Origin of the sequence: Fictibacillus enclensis, assembly GCF_030123385.1 — a bacterium.
Classification (GTDB): domain Bacteria; phylum Bacillota; class Bacilli; order Bacillales; family Fictibacillaceae; genus Fictibacillus_C; species Fictibacillus_C enclensis.
On record NZ_CP126109.1, the window covers coordinates 3,865,432 to 3,885,048 of the forward strand.

At 43.8% G+C, this 19,617-nt stretch carries 22 protein-coding genes and 1 riboswitch; of the genes, 6 read left to right on the forward strand and 16 right to left on the reverse strand.

The window, feature by feature from the left end; translation table 11 throughout:
* Positions 1-9: 9 nt before the first annotated feature.
* The 4 genes from QNH15_RS20200 (at position 10) to QNH15_RS20215 (ending at position 4,591) form a co-directional block, all read left to right on the forward strand.
* Positions 10-687: a CoA transferase subunit B gene (locus QNH15_RS20200; RefSeq protein WP_283890042.1), complete on the forward strand. Its 678-nt coding sequence runs from the start codon at positions 10-12 to the stop codon at positions 685-687.
* Positions 688-740: 53 nt separating this feature from the next.
* Complete coding sequence (locus QNH15_RS20205) at positions 741-2,135, forward strand: GntP family permease (RefSeq protein ID WP_283890043.1); 1,395 nt, start codon at positions 741-743, stop codon at positions 2,133-2,135.
* 46 nt (positions 2,136-2,181) lie between these two features.
* The gene (locus tag QNH15_RS20210; protein ID WP_283890044.1) at positions 2,182-2,964 is read left to right on the forward strand and encodes a 3-hydroxybutyrate dehydrogenase; all 783 of its coding nucleotides are present in this window, start codon (positions 2,182-2,184) and stop codon (positions 2,962-2,964) included.
* An 82-nt stretch (positions 2,965-3,046) separates the two neighbouring features.
* Positions 3,047-4,591, forward strand: coding sequence for an alpha/beta hydrolase (locus QNH15_RS20215; protein ID WP_283890045.1), 1,545 nt, complete (start codon positions 3,047-3,049; stop codon positions 4,589-4,591).
* On the opposite strand, the gene QNH15_RS20220 is transcribed toward QNH15_RS20215, so the two are convergent.
* From QNH15_RS20220 to QNH15_RS20295, 16 genes are all read right to left on the reverse strand, one after another.
* Positions 4,588-4,860 (reverse strand): hypothetical protein, encoded by a 273-nt coding sequence (locus QNH15_RS20220; RefSeq protein ID WP_283890047.1) that lies wholly within the window; start codon positions 4,858-4,860, stop codon positions 4,588-4,590. The genes QNH15_RS20215 and QNH15_RS20220 overlap by 4 nt on opposite strands.
* Entirely contained in the window at positions 4,850-5,767 is a 918-nt protein-coding gene (locus QNH15_RS20225; RefSeq protein ID WP_283890049.1) for a proline dehydrogenase family protein, read from the reverse strand. The genes QNH15_RS20220 and QNH15_RS20225 overlap by 11 nt, the downstream gene beginning before the upstream one ends.
* 230 nt (positions 5,768-5,997) lie before the next feature.
* Positions 5,998-6,252 (reverse strand): YusU family protein, encoded by a 255-nt coding sequence (locus QNH15_RS20230; protein WP_283890051.1) that lies wholly within the window; start codon positions 6,250-6,252, stop codon positions 5,998-6,000.
* Between the two features lie 231 nt (positions 6,253-6,483).
* Complete coding sequence (locus tag QNH15_RS20235; RefSeq protein ID WP_283890053.1) at positions 6,484-7,566, reverse strand: copper resistance D family protein; 1,083 nt, start codon at positions 7,564-7,566, stop codon at positions 6,484-6,486.
* A gap of 82 nt (positions 7,567-7,648) precedes the next feature.
* Entirely contained in the window at positions 7,649-8,161 is a 513-nt protein-coding gene (locus QNH15_RS20240; RefSeq protein WP_283890055.1) for a PIG-L family deacetylase, read from the reverse strand.
* Positions 8,162-8,185: 24 nt separating this feature from the next.
* Positions 8,186-8,578, reverse strand: a complete 393-nt coding sequence (locus QNH15_RS20245) for a hypothetical protein (RefSeq protein WP_283890057.1) — start codon at positions 8,576-8,578, stop codon at positions 8,186-8,188.
* Positions 8,566-8,871: a hypothetical protein gene (locus QNH15_RS20250; protein WP_283890058.1), complete on the reverse strand. Its 306-nt coding sequence runs from the start codon at positions 8,869-8,871 to the stop codon at positions 8,566-8,568. The genes QNH15_RS20245 and QNH15_RS20250 overlap by 13 nt, the downstream gene beginning before the upstream one ends.
* A gap of 55 nt (positions 8,872-8,926) precedes the next feature.
* Positions 8,927-9,250 carry a GNAT family N-acetyltransferase gene (locus QNH15_RS20255; RefSeq protein WP_283890060.1) on the reverse strand — a complete coding sequence of 108 codons (324 nt, stop codon included), beginning with the start codon at positions 9,248-9,250 and terminating at the stop codon, positions 8,927-8,929.
* 129 nt (positions 9,251-9,379) lie between these two features.
* Positions 9,380-10,156 (reverse strand): hypothetical protein, encoded by a 777-nt coding sequence (locus tag QNH15_RS20260; protein ID WP_283890062.1) that lies wholly within the window; start codon positions 10,154-10,156, stop codon positions 9,380-9,382.
* Positions 10,157-10,407: 251 nt separating this feature from the next.
* Entirely contained in the window at positions 10,408-10,545 is a 138-nt protein-coding gene (locus tag QNH15_RS20265) for a hypothetical protein (protein ID WP_156412573.1), read from the reverse strand.
* A gap of 116 nt (positions 10,546-10,661) precedes the next feature.
* Entirely contained in the window at positions 10,662-11,981 is a 1,320-nt protein-coding gene (locus tag QNH15_RS20270) for a nucleobase:cation symporter-2 family protein (RefSeq protein ID WP_430667101.1), read from the reverse strand.
* Positions 11,981-12,574 carry a xanthine phosphoribosyltransferase gene (locus QNH15_RS20275; protein ID WP_283890064.1) on the reverse strand — a complete coding sequence of 198 codons (594 nt, stop codon included), beginning with the start codon at positions 12,572-12,574 and terminating at the stop codon, positions 11,981-11,983. Before QNH15_RS20275 ends, QNH15_RS20270 begins: the two co-directional genes overlap by 1 nt.
* Before the next feature lie 140 nt (positions 12,575-12,714).
* A riboswitch (purine riboswitch) is annotated at positions 12,715-12,816 on the reverse strand.
* A 171-nt stretch (positions 12,817-12,987) separates the two neighbouring features.
* Positions 12,988-13,563: a superoxide dismutase family protein gene (locus QNH15_RS20280; protein WP_283890066.1), complete on the reverse strand. Its 576-nt coding sequence runs from the start codon at positions 13,561-13,563 to the stop codon at positions 12,988-12,990.
* A gap of 149 nt (positions 13,564-13,712) precedes the next feature.
* Positions 13,713-14,579: an STAS domain-containing protein gene (locus QNH15_RS20285; protein WP_283890068.1), complete on the reverse strand. Its 867-nt coding sequence runs from the start codon at positions 14,577-14,579 to the stop codon at positions 13,713-13,715.
* A 121-nt stretch (positions 14,580-14,700) separates the two neighbouring features.
* A complete protein-coding gene (locus QNH15_RS20290) occupies positions 14,701-16,029 on the reverse strand; it encodes an ABC transporter permease (protein WP_283890070.1) in 1,329 nt (442 codons plus the stop codon).
* Entirely contained in the window at positions 16,013-16,717 is a 705-nt protein-coding gene (locus QNH15_RS20295) for an ABC transporter ATP-binding protein (RefSeq protein WP_283890072.1), read from the reverse strand. Before QNH15_RS20295 ends, QNH15_RS20290 begins: the two co-directional genes overlap by 17 nt.
* 180 nt (positions 16,718-16,897) lie before the next feature.
* On the opposite strand from QNH15_RS20295, the gene QNH15_RS20300 reads away from it, so the two are divergent.
* Both QNH15_RS20300 and QNH15_RS20305 read left to right on the forward strand, forming a co-directional pair.
* Positions 16,898-18,511 (forward strand): M20/M25/M40 family metallo-hydrolase, encoded by a 1,614-nt coding sequence (locus QNH15_RS20300; protein WP_283890074.1) that lies wholly within the window; start codon positions 16,898-16,900, stop codon positions 18,509-18,511.
* A gap of 91 nt (positions 18,512-18,602) precedes the next feature.
* On the forward strand, positions 18,603-19,439 hold the full coding sequence (locus QNH15_RS20305) for a dimethylarginine dimethylaminohydrolase family protein (protein ID WP_283890076.1): 837 nt from the start codon (positions 18,603-18,605) through the stop codon (positions 19,437-19,439).
* Positions 19,440-19,617: the final 178 nt, after the last annotated feature.

The following is a 19,617-nucleotide window of genomic DNA, read 5'->3' on the forward strand; positions in this document are numbered from 1 at the left end:
GGAGAGCATATGAGCACGAAAATGCTAGACAAAAAAGCGATAAGAGAAAAGATTGCCAAAAGAGCCGAGCAGGAAATTGAAAGCGGTTTCTATGTCAATTTGGGAATCGGAATGCCCACCATGGTTGCAAATCACATTTCAGCCAACAAAAGCGTGGTCCTACAGTCTGAGAACGGGCTTCTTGGGATTGGCCCCTATCCTGCTGAGAAGGACGTTGATCCTGACTTAATTAATGCCGGGAAAGAAACAATCACTGCCATAGAAGGTGCTTCCTATTTCGACAGTGCGGAATCCTTTGGCATGATTCGAGGGGGACACATCGATATCGCCATCCTTGGCGGTATGGAGGTGTCAGAGAAAGGCGATCTTGCCAACTGGATGATTCCAGGAAAAATGATCAAAGGAATGGGCGGCGCGATGGACCTTGTTCATGGTGCCAAACAAATCATCGTCATTATGGATCATGTCAGCAAGGACGGTACAAGCAAAATCTTAAAGGAATGTACCCTGCCCCTCACCGGCAAGGGTGTTGTCAACCGTATTATTACTGAACGTGCCGTCATTGATGTGACTGAAGACGGGCTGTTGCTTGCAGAAGTAGCCACAGGCTACACGATTGAGGACATCAAGGAATGCACCGACCCGTCTCTCATCATTTCAGAGCACGTTAAAATGGATGCTTATTAAAGCTGTTTTAAAAAAAAGAAATCTTGGCATGAAAAGTATAGGGGGTTTTTGTAGTGGATATTATTATTATTTTACTGGCGCTGTTTTTTCTTATGTTTGTCGCCTACCGCGGCTTTAGCGTTATCCTGTTTGCGCCAATCGCGGCCCTGTTTGCCGTATTGTTGACCGATCCGGGCCATGTTCTCCCGTTTTTCTCGGGTGTATTTATGGAGAAAATGGTTGGGTTCATTAAACTGTATTTCCCGGTATTCTTGCTGGGTGCAATTTTCGGAAAAGTGATCGAAATGTCCGGCTTTGCCAAATCGATTACGAGAGCTGTTATTAAACTGATTGGGCCAAGCCGGGCCATGCTCGCCATCGTTCTGGTTGGCGCCATCCTGACTTATGGCGGCGTTTCACTATTTGTCGTAGCGTTTGCTCTATATCCTTTTGCTTCTGAACTGTTCAAAATGGCAGACATCCCGAAACGCTTAATACCAGGAACCATTGCTCTTGGGGCGTTTACATTTACGATGGATGCTTTTCCCGGTACTCCGCAGATTCAAAACATCATTCCCACCACCTTTTTCAAAACCGATACATGGGCTGCCCCATGGCTTGGATTGATTGGCGGACTGTTTGTTCTAGGCGTCGGGATGACGTATCTGGAATGGAGAAGAAGAAAAGCCGCAAGAGCGGGAGAGGGCTATGGAACCGGCCACATCAATGAGCCGGATCAGATTCCTGATGAGAACCTTCCCAATGCATTTATTGCCATATTGCCCCTCCTTCTTGTAGGAATCTTCAATAAGGTATTCACCTCTATGATTCCTAAATATTACGGAACCGTTTTTGATTTTTCAAAAATCGGAATGAAGGATGTTCCGCCTGTTGAAATCCCTAAACTCGCAGCAGTTTGGGCAGTGGAAGGTGCCCTTGTCATCGGAATTGTAACCGTTCTCATTTTTGCCTTCAAGCAGGTTAAAAACAATTTTAATGCCGGAATCAACGTCTCCATCGGCGGCGCTTTGCTCGCAACCCTGAACACGGCTTCCGAATACGGATTTGGGGGTGTCATCGCTGCACTGCCTGGCTTTGCCTCTGTAAATAAAGGTATGGCAGACACCATCCAGGATCCCCTCGTAAACGAAGCAGTGACAACAACCGCCCTTGCTGGTATTACCGGTTCTGCATCAGGGGGCTTAAGTATTGCTTTAGCGACCATGGGTGATAAATATGTGGAACAGGCAGATAAGCTCGGCATTGATCCAGAAGTACTTCACCGGGTCGCATCCATGGCGAGCGGAGGAATGGATACCCTTCCTCATAATGGAGCGGTCATTACCCTGCTTGCGGTTACCGGTTTAACACATAAACAATCGTACCTGGATATTTTTGCGATGACTGTTATTAAGACCATCGCAGTATTCTTTGTTATCGGCCTCTATTACCTGTTTGGAATTGTTTAAGAATAAAGAGAGAAATTGACATACACCAAAAGGAGAATCAGACGAAATGGCATTACTTGAAAATAAAGTTGCTTTTATTACTGGGGCTGCAAGCGGGATCGGACTGGAAATCGCCACTGATTTTGCGAAAGAAGGAGCAAGAGTGGCCATTTGCGACCTGAACGCTGAAAAGGCAGAACGTGCGGCTGCCTCCCTTAAAGAACAAGGTTTTAAAGCCATTGGAACTGCATGTGATGTTAGTAACGAAGACGCCTTAAAACAAGCCATGGATGACACGGTCAGTGAGTTTAGCAGGCTGGACGTGGTCATCAACAATGCGGGCCTTCAGCATGTGTCACCATTGGAAAAATTTCCGACAGAGAAGTTTGAACTGCTGATCAAGGTGATGCTCACCGCTCCATTCATGGCTACAAAGCATGCTTTTCCCATTATGAAAAGGCAAGGCTTTGGACGTATACTCAATATGGCATCCATCAACGGACTCGTCGGGTTTGCCGGAAAAGCCGCCTATAACAGCGCCAAGCACGGTGTCATTGGCTTAACTAAAGTAGCCGCACTTGAAGGCGCTGAACACGGTATTACCGTCAATGCGATCTGTCCCGGTTATGTCGATACACCGCTTGTACGGAACCAGCTGTCAGATCTGGCCCGTACCCGCAATGTGGAGCTTGAAAAAGTACTTGAAGAAGTAATCTATCCATTAGTGCCGCAAAAACGATTGCTTACGGTTAAAGAAATATCTGATTATGCCATCTTTTTGGCTAGCGATAAAGCCGCGGGAGTAACCGGGCAGGCCGTCGTAATCGACGGCGGTTATATTGCTCAATAATCCTGCAGCATGAAATATTACAACATGAGGAGCCCGGCTGAATTCACCTGGGCTCTTCTTCTATTCGATTGGAGGAATTAAGGTGAAGGAAAAATGGATTGGCATTACAGCAGCTGCTTCTATACTTCTTTTTTCAAGCATGCAAACAGCACAAGCCCACAAAGAAACAAAATCACATCCCGACTTTAAAGGCGCACATAATGTGAGAGAAACGATATTTGACGGGAAAGATGCCAACTGGCTGACGACCAAAAATCCAAAACAATATGAAGCAGCTACCGTTTATGGAAATCTTGGTCTTGCCCCCTACAATTGGGGAGATAAAGAGAAAGGCACCGGCTGGAATAAACTGAATAATCCTGCTGAAATTACAGGAACACAAGTAAATGGCGCATTCGAGGATGCACAGTTTGTAATCAGGGTGCCCCATGACTGGAACGGAAAGCTTGTCGTGGCAGGCATCCCGGCCACCAGAAATGAAACCTCAACCGATCTTCTGTTTAGTGACTATATGCTTTCGAAAGGCTACGCTTTTGCAGCCATCGATAAAGGTACACAAGGAACATCCGATCCTGACGACCCTTTCGCAAAAGTGAAGAATGCGCTGGCCAGTGAGGAAGACAGCATCTCCGAATGGCATCAGCGTTTCAGACAGATTACGGTTGCTGCCCAGCACTACCTTGAAAAGAACTATTCTCACCAACTGATTAAGAAAAATGATAAGGACAACCCCGCGAGCAAACTCGTTACAAAAAAACACCGCGTCCCTACCTATGCCGTTGGTATTTCCAATGGCGGTTATGTGGTCCGCTATGCACTCGAACATGACGGCATGAAAAAATCAGGTAGGCCATCTTTATTTGATGGCGGAATTGATTGGGAAGGCGTTTTATGGAGAGCGCATGAACCGAATTTAATTACATCTCTCACCCCTGTGGTAAATTCAGCTGAAAGGGCATTGTACGGAACACCCTCCGAGCAGGCAGAGGCAAGAAAAGAACTGTATAAAGCCGGGCTTCCGAAGGGTTCTGAAAATCTTTGGTCCTACCATGATCAGGTCTACTGGTTTGTTACATTAAATATATACAGGGACGAGCTCGATCCTAATGCACCAAACCGGATTCCATGGCAAAATTACTTGAATTTTACCAACGGTGTCAGGGACCGGACCTATGACTCTATTTTTCAAAACTATGACTACAACACCCGCCCTGCTTCTGTAAAAAGGAATGTGGAAGCCATCCAGAATACTGGCAGAATCGATGTTCCGTTGATCAGCCTGACAGGCTCCTGGGATTCATTGATTTTCCCTTCCGTTCATGCGGATCCCTATGACAAGCTGATCAAGAAAAACGGCCGCGGCAATCTCCACCGCCTGTACACCATCGAGAAAGGAAACCATGTGGACAGTTTGGTATGGAATGCGGCCACGGATCCACATAAAGAAATGCAGCCTCTGCTTCCGTATGTGTATCAATCCTTTGACCTGCTCGTGGATTGGGTGGAGAATCACAAGAAAGCGCCAAAAAGCAAAACCGTTCCTGTCCCGAAAGATAATACGAAAGTGATTGACTTAAAGACAGGTGAAGAGCACGATCCGCTTACGACGGCAGGAAATCAAAGTTAAATAAAAAAAGGGGCTGTCTTGAAAGTCAAAAATTGACCTACAGGCATCCCCTTTTTGCGTAAAAAATCTTCAATGAAAAGTTGATTGTAGTGGAAGGTGCGAGACTCCTTCGGGACTAGCGTGACAGGTGAGACTCCCGCAGGCGCTTGCGCCAAAAGGTAGGCGTTCACGCCGGTAAGGCTCACCGCACGCCCCGCGGAAAGCGAGCGGCCTGGAACGAAAATCAACGGCTTCCAGACTTCTTGGACAGCCCGTTTTTTACTTTCCAAATACACCTTTAACGACAAACATGACGTTTGCCGGGCGTTCGGCCAGGCGGCGCATGAAATAACCGTACCAGTCGTTTCCGTAAGGTACATAGATCCGCATTTTATATCCTTCCTGCATCAGCTGCTCCTGCCGCTCTACTTTAATACCGAACAACATTTGGAATTCAAACTGGTCATACGGGATGGAATGTTTTTTAACCAGGTCTTTCGTATAATTGATAATTTCATCATCATGAGTGGCAATGGCTGTATAATTGCCATTCAGCAAATGAGTTTCGATCAGCTTCTTATAGTTTTCATCCACATCTGATTTTTCAGGAAAAGCAACTTCCTGTGATTCTTTATAGGCGCCTTTCACGAGCCGGAGATTGGGATGATAATCATTCAGATTTTTAACGTCATCCAGCGACCGGTAAAGATACGCCTGGATCACTGTTGATATATTATCAAATTCACTTTTTAGCCTTTTAAAGATTTCCAGTGTCTTTTCACACCGGCTGTAATCTTCCATATCAATGGTCACAAATACATTGTATTTTTCGGCGGCTTCCATGATTTTTCTCATGTTGGCCATCACCAGGTCATCACTGATGTCCAGTCCCATGGAAGTGAGCTTTAAGGATAACTGGGAATTTACATTTTCCTTTGAAATGGCTTTGATAGCATCAATACAATGCTCTGTCATTTCTTTTGCTTCCAGTTCGTTGTCAACAAACTCACCGAGATGGTCAATCGTGACAGGCATTCCTTTTTCATTCAATTTTTTGATGGCCGAGATTGAGCTGTCCAGTGAAGCTCCGGCGACAAAACGGCTCGCCCCGAATTTCAGGCCGTACCTTTTTGCCAGTTTTGTCATCGTTTTGTTTTTTGCCAGAAACAGAAAGAAATCTCTCATCGCCTGTTCCATCGTTAATTCCCCCTATAGATTCAGTCTCTCTCTTTCATGGTGCCATGCACCGAAGTTTACTGAACTTTCAATGATGTATGCGCTTTAATCATATCATTAGTTTTTCCTATATTGTCTTTTTTGAAAAATTTCGACATTTTTTGCTGAAAACCCTGCATGGGGTTTTGTTTTTTTCCTTATATCAGTATATGAAAGAAAGGGAGAAGCTCCTCTCTGTCATCGGCAAAAAATCAAGATTTTCCGCTATTTCTGCGGTGCTGTTCATTCAGTTGTTTAATCTCGGACACTACTTCTTTTATGCCTTCTTTTCCTTCCGGATACTCCTCATTCCAATGCTTTGCCAAGGCAGGCATGGTTTTCGATATGTAGGAATACAAAGCCCACATCATCACCTTTTCTTTTTTGTCATCATCACTTTCCCCAAGAAGCAATTCCGTGTATTTCTCCAACAGACCATCAAACTGTTCCCGAAGCTGCTGTTCCATCGCTGATCCCTCCTGTTTCCGCCATTGTAACAAGGGTATTCCCAAAAAGAAAGGCAGCGGGCAAACAAAAAAAAGGATCCCTGTTGGAACCCTTTTTATTTTTTATCCTTGTTAAAATGTAGCCTTTGGAACCTTTTATTTTAATAAGCTTCATTAACCAGTTGATTAGAGTGCAAGGTGCGAGGAAATCAACCACTTTCAGAGCAACAAAGGTTACCAAACAGCTTTTCCTTATATGAAAGCCGAGAACATGACGGCGAGATAAAACGAAAGAGCAGCGCCCAAAGATAGCAGGAAAACCACCAACATTGAAACGTTCCGTCGGATCGTAAAATAGCTGACGGCAAGCAGCAGCAGACCTGCCACCAAAAATCCTGCGCCGATCAAAGTCGGAGCGATATCTACAGTAGAGTTGATGTTCACCTTTCCGTCAACAAAGGCAGTGAACAGTTTGGATGGCCTTTGAAAGGCCAATGTCTGTGAAACATCATGTGGAGGCTCCTGCTGGGTCATAAAGCCGGTTACCGCAAAAATAATAAGCAGAATAACCCCTTCGAGTCTCATCCATTTGTATTGAGCAAAAGACGGGTCAGCCATGTTTTTTCGAACCCAGATGGTATTGATTCCTGCGTAAAAGACCACAACGATCAAAAGAACATGCTTGATCAGAAGAGCCTGTCCGTAATCAATCATCCATGAGTTGAAATATTCAGGAACAATATAGCCCATCAGCCAAATTCCCCCTCCAATGGTTGCAAGAAGGCAAATGAAGGCAAATGGAGTAAACCATTTAAAGAAGGCAGGCAGTCTTTCCCTGTCTTTTGAAAACCAGCTGACAATCAGCAGCGTTCCCGTCCAGCCTGTAATGGCAAGAAAGTGAAGGGCATGTGCAAAAAGCCCGCCCCATTGATTTAGTGAAGCCGCATGACTTGTATATCCAATTGCGATGGTGAGGACGACGCCTATGCCTAAAGAAAGCCTGGACAAAAAACGGTCGTTCGAAACATCGTTAAAGTAAACCATCACAAATAAAAGCAATGATAAGGCAAGAATAAAAAACCACCCTTTGCCGATGTCAAAGGAAAATAAGATATCATTAAGGGTTGGCCAGAAACCAAAATCCTTCCCAAGACTTAATGCCAGTTCGAGCACTTGAGAAAATGCCGTCACGGGGATGAGGGCAATCCACAACAAGAGCCCTTTCTTTGAAACATGAATGGAGGGACGCCGTTTATCAGATAGGGAATAGAGAATAAAAGTACCGATAAAAAGAGAAAAAACAAGATATAAAACAGCCTTTGCAACAAACAGCATATGAAAAAAAGTCCCCCTGTGAGTTTTTATGTATCGTTAGTAACTTACCATAAAATCACAGGGGAAACTACTCTGTTCACATTTATTTGACTTTTACGGTCCGAGCAATGGCAATGAGGTCAAGCAGTTCAATCACGGCTGGTTTTTGACTTTTATACAATTCCAGAATTTCAAGCTTGCGTTTGAGTATATCGACGAACAGCAGTTTCTTAATCGTAAAATCAAACATATAAAGATTTTTATCAACCAAATTATGCATTATTTCTGACAGAGCTTTGTGCTCGGGATGGCCATATTCGCCTTTCAGGTTGTGGGTGACAATTTTCTTATATTCCCTCTCTGCCAGAACCCGGCGTAAATCGGTTTCAAGTTCTTGGCGATTCACATGTTCGGTCCAGGCATCCTGATAGTTCCAGATCTCATGTTCTGCTCCAACCTCTTTCATGACGGTTTCAAATTCCTTCTTGCGGGTAGCATCATTTCGGTCCGAAATACAAATCACTTTCCAGCCTTTTTCCTGGATCAGTTCATCTCCCCCGAAAAAAATCTCATCATCCGGGTGTGCTACGACCATTAGTTTATTGGGTTCTTTCATTGTGATTCTTCCTCCTTGTACGATTTAAAACCGGTCTTTGGACCAAAAAATATACGATGACTCAGGAAACAGCTCCTTAATCATTGAATGCCGATCAGGGATCTCATCCGCTCCCCTCATAAGATAGTGAAGAAACTCGGATTGCTTTAACTCTGTATTGCCGTTCTCCCAGCTGAAAAGCCAGGAATCCCCAAGGAATGATAATTGCAGATGATCCATACCAAGATGACTTCCCCGCTTCTCAAAAACGGATTGAAATTGCTGCAGCACTTCATCCTGATCGATAATCTTCCACATGCCTTCTCTATTTTCTTCTATATCATAAGGTACATCTTTCAAGATAAAATGGTTCATGGGAAGCAGGCACCTTACTGTTTTGATTTGGGGATCGAGCAGGGAAAGAACTAACGGAACCATGCTGTCTTTTTCTCCGTCCAGACTGCAAAGTTCATGGATCGTAAAGACGTCACTCTTTTTTCAGCACGAATATACGACAACACTGTTTCGTCCCTTACTGCCTTTTGAAAATAATCGTTCTCGTTCTCGTTTTCTATTTGTTTCTTCCAATAATCTTCAGACCGGATTCGTGGGCCATTCAGGGTAGTTGAAAATGCTTCGTAAATGGCACGGATGGATTCCAAATCATTTCCGGTTACCGTTTGAATGTCCAGCTTACCACCAGGAAACGCACCGTCCCCTACTTGTTTCATGTGACCGGCTTGTATAATGGGAATGGGCTGATTTACCGTCTGCCATCCTGCCTTTTCATAAAAAACCCGGAATACCGGTGAATAAGTTGGACAAACCATATTGCCGTTCAAACAGCTTTTGTTCAATTTCCTCCAAAATCCGGTGGGTCAGCCGATGCCCGCGGTAGTCCGGATGGGTGGCCACGTTCCCTATGCCGGCTGTTTTGACCTCAACTCCGGACACCCAAATGGAAAAAGGGAAGATTTGAACGACAGAGGCCATATCCCCCTCCTTCTCGGCAATCCATGTGGTCTTGATGAGTAGGCTGGTTCCTTTTCGAGGCGATTCTGGAAAAAAGCTGCTCTTCCGGAAAAACCCTTCCCAAAAGTTTGATTGCATTCTCCAGCTCCTGGTGATCATTTACGGTTCGAATAGTAAATTCCACAGCACACCCTCCTTTATTGCATCCATTCCCCTTCTAAAGGAAAAAAAACAAGCTCCCGTCAACGGGAGCTTTCAAAATCAGCATTATGCTCTTTTTTTCATTTTCTTGGCGGTACTGCGAAATTCTTTAAGCCCTTTACGTGTGATGTTGAAATGCTGGTCAACCAGTCCGGCATCCAAAAGAGCTTCGGAAGCAGTACTGCTCATTTTCGGCTGAACGGCTTTAACCTTTTGATTGAGTTCGTCAAACGTTGCGCTCAAGATTACATCTTTCCCCAGAACGGCCACTACATCATTCACACTGTTGATTTCCTTGCCGTCAGCAGATCCTTCATCATCTAATGATTCATCCTGCTGGGAAAGCTGAGTGAGCACCTTATCCATATCGAGTTGGATCATCGCAGCCTCTTTTTCTTTTTGCAAAAGATAGCCGATATAATCGCGTCTATCCTCTTCAAGGAGATCCTGATTGGCCATCAGACGGTCAATGATCTCGTTTTGCACCTTTTTTACCCGCTTCAGCTGGTCTTTATGTTCTTCCAGATCCAATTGCAGTTCAGCTTCATTTTTCGCAGGCCCAGAAGCATCTGTTACAGAGGTTCCATCATTTTTCCTGTTTCGGTTAAACATACTGCCGGTGTTTCCTCCCAGCAGTTGAATGACCTCATTCACCTTGGAGTAATACAGTACAGAAATCGCGATCGCAAATACAGCCAGAATAAATGATAATAAATCCGAAAAATGAAACGTAAATTTGGCCGTGGCCACTTTAAACATGAGTACCATGCAAAATAAGCTGATCAAAAGGATTTTAAACCAGCTGTTCCTGTTTTTTATTTTGTCATCCATTGTTTGTTTCATGTAAAACATTCCTCCCAACTTCTATACAACGGCGTTACGCTGATAACTTCACAACATTTCGATGTGTTTTGAGCAAATATGACGATATCTGTATTGTAAACAAAAGGAAATCCATTGAGCAAATGTAATTTATGCCTCCATTACCTATTTGAAATATGAATGGATGACTTATTATACACTTTCACTGAAAATCCTACAGTAAAATGGGAGAAGTTATGCAATTGCAAAAAAAATAAGACATATCATATGTCTTATGCGCCTTGCTTATTTCGTTCATTGCTTAACACGGTAATTACGATGTCCTGTGTATTGGTTCCTTCACAAACAGGACACCCTTCACTTCCATGATCGTGATGAAGAATGGTTAAACAGTCTTTGCAGTATTTCATTTTTTTCCTCCTTTTACTTGCTGACTTGCTCTATCCATTTATACCCGAATTTTTTGAAATAAAAACCTTTTTATAATGGAAGCCGGACAGCATCCATTCTGCTGCCCGGCTATTGTTTATTTAACGGAAATAGCCTGGACAGCTGCTTCCTTCCGCTGTTTAGCATTTACCTTTTTTCTCTCTGTATTAAAAACAAGGTTTAAGACAATAGCCGTTAAGCTGCCTGCTACGATGCCATTATCGGTTAAAATCTGTATGCCCTGCGGAAGTTTTGCGAACAAATCCGGCTCAACGGTCACACCAAGGCCGATCCCGACAGAACAAGCGATAATCAAAAGGTTTTCCTGTTTGCCAAAATCCACTTCACTCAGCATTTTGATGCCGGAAGCCACGACCATACCAAACATGGCGACCGTGGCGCCTCCCATGACAGGTGTAGGAATTAATGTCGTCAGCGTGGCCACTTTTGGAACAAGGCCAAGCACGACAAGCATTCCTCCGGCCGTATAGATCACATTTTTGGTCCGGATGCCTGAAAGCTGCACAAGCCCGACGTTCTGGGAATAGGTCGTATAAGGGAAGGCATTGAAAATACCTCCAAGAATGATCGCCAATCCTTCCGCACGGTATCCCTTTGTCATTTGCTCCGGTGTAACATCCTTGCCGCAGATTTTTCCAAGGGCAATAAATACTCCGGTCGACTCAATCATGCTGACAATGGCCACAAGAACCATCGTAAGGATGGCACTTGCATGGAAGGTTGGAGCTCCGAAATAGAATGGCTGTACCATATGGAACCATGAGGCATCTGCTACCGGTCCGAAATCGACTTTTCCCATAAAGGAAGCCGCCAGCGTTCCTGCCACCAAGCCGAGCAAAATGGAGACAGCACGTATAAAACCGGTGAACAAACGGTAAACGATAATGATAAATGCCAGCACGCCAAACGACAGCATCAGGTTTTCCGGTGAGCCGAAGTCTTTGCTTCCCTGGCCCCCTGCCATATCCTGAATGGCAACCGGGATGAGGGTAACCCCAATAATTGTGACAACCGATCCGGTTACAATCGGCGGGAAAAGTTTAAGAATTCTGCCGAACAAACCAGCTAATAATACAACGGCAATGCCTGCGACCAAAATGGAGCCATAGATAGCGGATATGCCATACTGGGAGCCGATAGCAATCATTGGCCCTACCGCTGTAAACGTACATCCAAGAACCACTGGAAGGCCGATTCCGAAAAAACGGTTATTCCATACTTGCAGCAGGGTTGCAAGACCGCACGTTAATAAATCAATAGAAACGAGATAGGCAAGCTGTTCGGTCGAAAGCTTCAAAGCTCCTCCCACGATTAAAGGCACGATCACCGCCCCTGCATACATCGCCAAAACATGTTGAATGCCCAGTGAAAACAACTTTCCATTTGTCATTTTCATCAGATACGCGCCTCCTCTGTCTGCCGTGTAAAGGTGATGGAGCCATTTGAAAGTGATGCTACTCTTGCCAGTGATTCCACCCGGTAGCCTTTTTTAAGAAGCTTCTCTCTTCCTGACTGGAACGACTTTTCAATAACAATTCCAAACCCGGCGACGTTCGCACCTGCCGCTTCCACCAGATGGGCAAGCCCCAGCGCTGCTTCTCCGTGAGCCAGAAAATCATCAATGATCAGTATGTTTTCACCGGCAGTCAGCCACTTCTTTGAAACCGATATTTCATTTTTCTCTTCCTTTGTAAACGAATAGACATTGGCCGTCAGCAAATCCTCGTTTTGAGTCAATGACTTTCGTTTTCGGGCAAATATTACATTTACCCCAAGTTCCAGTCCTGCCATGACAGCTGGAGCAATACCCGACGATTCAATGGTAAGGATTTTGGTGATTCCAGCATCTATAAATCTCCGGGCCAATTCTTCCCCTACTTTTCGCATGACTTCAGGATCGACCTGATGATTTAAGAAAGAATCTACTTTAAGCACCTTTTCCGATAATGCCTGTCCTTCTTTTAAGATGACTTCTTCAAGAAAGTTCATAATCTATCTCCTTTACGCGGGTTTACTGATAAAAGTACGAAAAAAAGACCCGGAAAAACGCCTCTCTACGAATGAAGCGTTCTCCCAGGTCTTAGATCCCCCGAAAGAGAAACATGAAGTTTCACTAAACAAAAAAACAACACGTTTTATGCGACACCCGTAGTCGGATCATTTACGGCGATCCGGTAGAGACTTGCAGGCCATATCCCTGCTATTATACGAGTCTATGAAGTTAGACACATTATAAAATAATTCTTGAGAAAAAGAAAGTATCGTTCGGAAAAAAAGTTTGTTTTCCGAACAAATTTTTATATTTTCAAGGAGGAAACGGTTAAAATCCAAACGATATAGCTACTTCGTACAAAAAAGAAACAAAACCGGCTTCTATTTCCAGAAGCCGGTTTTTAGAGTTTTTATTTTTTGATGACGCCGCAAAGGATCCGGTCCCCGGAATTACCGGAAGGATCGGTTTTGTAATCATCCGCCTTGGCGTGTACAACAAGAGCCGTACCTCCCTCTTTCAGCAGAGAATTATCCTTGCCCTCCTGAAGTGTAACAAGAGATGACATTAAATCAGCGCTTGCATTTCCGGATTGGTCGGCCATAATATTTTTTAAATCTCCCACATGCGGTCCTTTTGGGTTTTCAAATCCATGCTGTTTATTGGTGGTGTTAAAGTGCTTGCCGGCTGATTCGAATTTTGGCACTTCACATACGCCGTTTTCATGAAAGTGGATGCCGTGCTTGCCTGGGGTCAGCCCTTTGGCTTCTACTTTTACTTTTACGCCTTCAGCGGCTTGTTCAAGGGTCGCAGTCCCTGCCTTCTGTCCGTGCGAATTCATGAGCTGGACCGTAATCGGCGAGGATTTGGACATGCTTGAAGCCCCCTCCGACTTTGGGTCACTTTTCATATCGTTATTATTACTGCTGCAAGCTGAAAGCAGGATACCAAGCGTGAGGATACCCACACCCTTTGCCCATTTTTTCATAAAAATACCTCCTTTAAAAGTCAACTCATTTAAGTGTTGACGGAAAAGGAGGACATTTAAACCTTTAACAATAGAAATAAACCGTTGGAAGGATATTTTTCCAGTCACACTTCCAGTTTCTGAAACTTTAGACCCTTCTGCACATTCGTTTACTTTGTGGTTAAATCTTCTATTGTAATATTCTTCACATGAACCAAATACGTTAAAGCACTTTTGAAGGATGAAAACACCGGAACATTTAAGGAGATATCAGCTTGTACAATGCCAAGGCTGAGCTCTGCACTAAATCCTGTTAAAAGTGCATCAACTCCCATGAGCCGCAATGAAGCAGTCAACTGTTCAATTTGCAGAGCCAGTTCCTGTATTCCCAGTGCCGAAACCTGAAGCGAAGTAATTCCTGTAAAATCCACCACAACGGTGGTCACTCTCTGGCTGGCTACAGCATACAAAAGTCTGGTACGAATTTGCTCCAGTCGGTATACGGAAAGATCACCAGCTAAAGGAACAAGGATAGTATCGGGAATAATAGAAGGAATCATAGGCACCGAAAGTTCAGAAATCACGGATTCTTGCTCCTTCAGCAATTCTTCTTTATGAGCCACATCATCCTTATATTTGTTTTCAAAGGCCCGGCTTAAAGAGTAGATGGTATAATCATTATTTCTGATCAACAATGAACCCATCTCAAAAACATTAAATCCTGTAAAAAGCTCTTGTTCAAAGGCGTACTCCAATTTACTCCATATTTCCTGGCGCAGCAAACTTAACTCCTGGATGGCTGTCTCCATCTCTTTTTGATAACGGTAATAGAAATCCGCCGCTCTCCTTGTCCAAGGATCGATGCTTTTTTTTAAGTCTTCCTTATCTTTATGCAAATTTTGACCGATCAAATCAATAAATTCAGAAATCATGCCAGCATCCAAAAGAAAATCATGGTCTCTCGTATTTTGATTTATGAACTCCTTTTTACTTTGGCTGCTGATCCACCGGCCGATTTCCTCTATTGTTTCTACCATTGCTTCGCTTCCTCTCCACGATTAACAACTTCTTTTATATCCCTTATTTTATCAAGCAGCATGTGATTTTGCTTTATATTCCAATTAAAAAGCCACCTTTTTTTAAAAGGCAGCTACTCTATTATATATCCCTTCTCAATGCTTTCAAAACATCCACTTGAGTTGCGCGGACGGCTGGACGCAATCCGGAGATCAAGGTGACTCCGAAGCAAATGGCAATACAGATCAATGGTAAGGATACCGGAATGTAGGAGAAGTAAAAGTTTTCAGGTGGTTTCTCATGAAAAAACTGCTCAATGAGTACAGGAAGAATAAGGTTCACACCATAACTGAACAAATACGCAATCGCTGTTCCGATTAATGCGCCCATGATCCCAATAAAACTGCTTTCCATCAGAAAGATTTTTTTGATCACACCCGGATGGGCACCAATCGCTTTCATGATACCAATATCTTGTGCTCTCTCGGTTACAGCCATCGTCATCGTATTGAAAATACCAATGGAGGCAATTAAAACCGCAACCGTCCCAACCGTAATCAGGCCAATTTTAATAATCAGGAAAATCACGTTGATCTGCTTTAGTTCATTTTGAGCAGAATAAGTGCTGTAACCCATCTTTTCAATTTTTTCTGAAACGCCCTCCACCTCATCTGCTGTATGGGTGTATACTTTCACATCATTAAATACATTGTAATCCATCTTTATAGGCTTATTTTCCGGCAGATTCATGATTCCTCGTGGTGTTTTGGTAAAACGCTCAATATCTTTTAACAAACCTTCAGAAATAAAAACCGATTCATTCAGCATCCATTGCTTGGATGGTTTCTTTCCAATGCCGACAATGGTGAGCGGAAAGTTTTTCTTTACCATTCTTTTGCCCTTCATCTGCTGAATTTCCAGCTGAACGGTTTTTCCAAGCAGGTCACCTTTATATTGGCTTTCCTTCAACTTGTTCTGCAATTCCTTTTCCGAGAGATTTTTCGTTTCCTCATCGGGAATCTGTTTCGCAAGACCCTGCGCAAAATCATATCCGACTATGATTTCATTTTTATGTATCGGCATCCTTCCCTTGCTCAATTCAAATCCCGCCTTCTTTTCTGCAGGTATATCAGCAACCATCGTTTCTGAATGGGATTCATATTTGTCCAGGCGATACGTTTGATTGTTTTCAACAATCTGTTTGCGAGTGACCGTTTTTGTGTTTTTAAGCTGATCGAGCTTTTGGATATCCTTCCGAGTGAAAGGCTTTTCTCCATGCACTTCAATCTCAGTCATCAGGCTGCCGTTCGTAATATCCTTTATCGCTGTTTTGTGGATGCCAAAACCGATTGAAGCAAGAACGATTAAAAATGCACAACCAATCGTTGCCGCCAAAACGGTCATAATCACGCGTGTTTTATTCTTTTTCATATTTGCCCGGACAAAACGATACCTATCCGTGAACTTCATAGATCTTCTCCCCCTCCATTACATACCCATCCACTATTTCTATCGTTCGGTGGGCGATCTGTGCCACTTCCTGATCGTGAGTGATCACCAAAAAGGTGATTCCACGTTCTTTGTTCAGTTTTTGAATGAAAGCAAGGAGCTCCTTTTCATTGTCACTGTCCAGGCTGCCGGTAGGTTCATCCGCCAGTATAATCGGGGGATGTACGATAAGTGCCCTAGCAATACTCACCCTTTGCTGCTGGCCGCCGGATAATTCGCCCGGATAATGTCCGCCATATTCCGATAACCCCACTGTTTCGAGCATTTCCTGGGTCTGTCTTTGCCTTTCCTTTTCATTCACCCCTTTTAAGATAAGCGGCAATTCCACATTTTCGAAAGCCGTCATGCTGGAGATCAATTGAAAGCTTTGAAAGATAAATCCCATATGGTTCAACCGGAAATCCGCCCATTGCCCTTCACTAAATGATGTAACATCCGTACCGTTAATTTGGATTGTTCCTGAAACAGGTTTGATATAGCCACTGATTAAATTGAGCAAGGTAGATTTTCCTGAACCGCTTTTGCCGACGATGGCCGCAATCTCTCCCTGCTTTACATGCAGATTCACATGATGAAGGACGGGTACCACTTTTTCCTTTCCTTTTTGTCCAATTCGAAATTCATGAGAAAGCCCATTAACCTCTATCATTCTTTTCCCCTCCGCCATTGTATTGCTTGTTACAGAACCGATGTTACAGAGCAAGTGTGAGGGAGTCAATAAATCCCAGTAAACCTTCAATCTTTCTTAAGATTCTTAAGAATTTACAATTTGTGTTAGGATAATATCAATCAATAGAAAGCAAGCTACTTCATAGAAAAGAGGGATCATATGAGCAGATGGCAAGACAAGGAATCACTCACGGCACTTGTAAAAGAACTCGTTGAGATACCAAGTATCTCCACTGAACCGGCTGAAATCGCGATGGCTGAACATCTCTACTACACGCTAAACTCTCTGGATTATTACAAAGAAAACCCCGGCCATTTGCAGCTTCTCCCCATGCCGGATGGACGCAAGCTATTAACGGCCTTTGTCCGAAACGGCTCACACAAGGATACTGTTATCTTGTTAAGCCATTTTGATGTGGTAAACATAGAAGACTATGGCGATTTAAAACATCTTGCCTTCCGTCCATCTGAACTGACGGAACAAATCGAACAACTGCAAAATCTGCCGGATGAATTAATGGAAGATTTAGAGAATGGCCAATGGCTGTTTGGACGCGGCACCATGGATATGAAAGCCGGCGTGGCCCTTCACCTTTCCATGATCGAAAAGGCGGCCGAGGGTCACTTCCCCGGAAACATTTTGATGGTTTCCGTTCCCGACGAAGAAGTGAATTCCGCCGGTATGCTTGCTGCCATCCCCGCTCTCGAGCAATTGAAAAAACAATTCTCGATTTCCTATAAAGCCTGCCTGAACGGAGAACCTGCCTTTACCCGCTACCCAGGGGACAAGAATCATTATTTGTACACGGGTACAGTGGGCAAAGTACTTCCCGGTTTTCTTTGTTATGGCCGGGAAACCCATGTGGGTGAACCCTTTGGCGGATTAAACGGTAATCTGATGACAGCAGAAATCACAAAAAGGCTGGAGCTGAATCTCGACTTTTGCGAAACGCTTGAGGATGAAGCCATACCGCCACCTGCCAATCTGCTTCAGAAAGATTTAAAAGACCATTATTCCGTTCAGATCCCTCATGCAGCCGTCACGATGTTTAATTTGCTGTTAATGGAAAAATCCTTTACAGAAGTGAACCGGCAGCTGCTCGGACTTGCAAAAGAGGCGGCCAAAAACGTGGAATCCTTTTTTTATGAAAAAGCGCTTGCTTACTCAAAACTGGTCCCTTTTGACGTAAAAAAGCCCGCCATATCTGTCTTAACGTTTCAGGAGCTGTATGAAAAAGCACTTGAACTTCATGGTCAGGAGGAGATCACTAGACGTGAAAACTATATTTTGTCGACCCATCCCCATCTCGATGACCGGGATGTAACCACCATGCTGGTCAATGATCTGGCCAGCCTTTGCAAGCAATATGCGCCTATGATCGTTCTTTTTTATGCCCCTCCCTTCTATCCAGCCGTATCGTCGAGGGAGGATTCATTGATCCAGGAGGTTTCAGGAGATGTCATCCAGTTTGCTGAAAAACAATTTCAAATCACATTAAAAAAACAAAACTATTTTACCGGACTTTCCGACTTGAGCTATGTCGGCCTGTCCTATAAACAAGAGGAACTTCGCCCGCTGCTGGACAACATGCCAGTTTACGGTGAACGTTACCGCCTTCCATTGGATGAAATGAAGGAGCTGACGATGCCAGTGATGAATTTAGGTCCATTGGGCCGGGATGCGCATAAATGGACCGAGCGCCTTCATCTTTCAACTCTGATTGCTACTCAGCAAATGATTGCTTACACCATTACAAAGCTGTTGGAAAGCTAAGCCTTTAGCATGTTTTCTTGTTTTTTGGAAAGAATATAGCAGGAGTCTTTACAGATGCGATGAGAAAACGATGTAGAAAATGAGGGATCAAATGGCCTGTTATAGCGAATATGACCAATTGAAAGATGTAATTCTTTGTGAGCCCAAGTTCATGAAAATTCGTGAAGTCATCAATGAAACACAGAAATACTACGCTGACGAAAATATCGACACAGAGCTTGCGGTAAAACAGCATAAGAGATTTATCAAGGCCCTTGAAGAGAAAGGGATTAAGGTGCACTGTCTTCCAGCCTTACAGGAATATCCGGAGCAGGTTTTCACGAGAGATATCGGCTTTACCATCGGACATACGCTGTATATCTCCGCAATGGGGCGGGAAATCAGGCAGGGAGAAGAAAAGATACTGAAAGAGTGGATGAATGAAGAGCACATTACGATCATGGATTTGCAGCATGACAGTATTGAAGGCGGTGATGTGCTTCTGGACCGAAAAACCGTGTATGTTGGTGTGAGCCACCGCACAAGCCGGGAAGCGATTGCCAATCTCCAGAAGCATGAGCCTGACTATACCATCATTCCGGTTCCCTTCAACGAGAAATATTTGCATCTTGACTGTGTGTTCAACGTTTTATCACCAGAGGAAGCCATCATTTACCCTCCTGCATTCCATGAAGAAGAATTAAAACTGCTGACTTCCCGGTACCAAACGATTGAAATTGATGAAGATGAGCAATTTACGCTCGGTACAAATATATTGTCGATCGGGGACAAAACCATTTTTGCCCTGCCGGTAAATAAAAAAATCAATGCAAAACTCAAAGAAAGAGGCTATCACGTGATTGAAGTGGACATTACCGAGATCATTAAATCAGGCGGTGCCTTTAGGTGCATCACCCTTCCACTGGACCGTCAAAAACCAACTCCATAACCCTGGAACAGCATCCTCTGCAACCTGCAGTGGATGCTGTTTTTTTTCTTATTTGTTTTCAATTCTTTCATTATAAAACTATTTTATTTCATAAATGCTGAGGTTCTGATAAAACTCGACAAAATTAGGTTTCACCCTGTAGTAAATCATGTCCTCTATCCAGGTAAATTGGCTCATT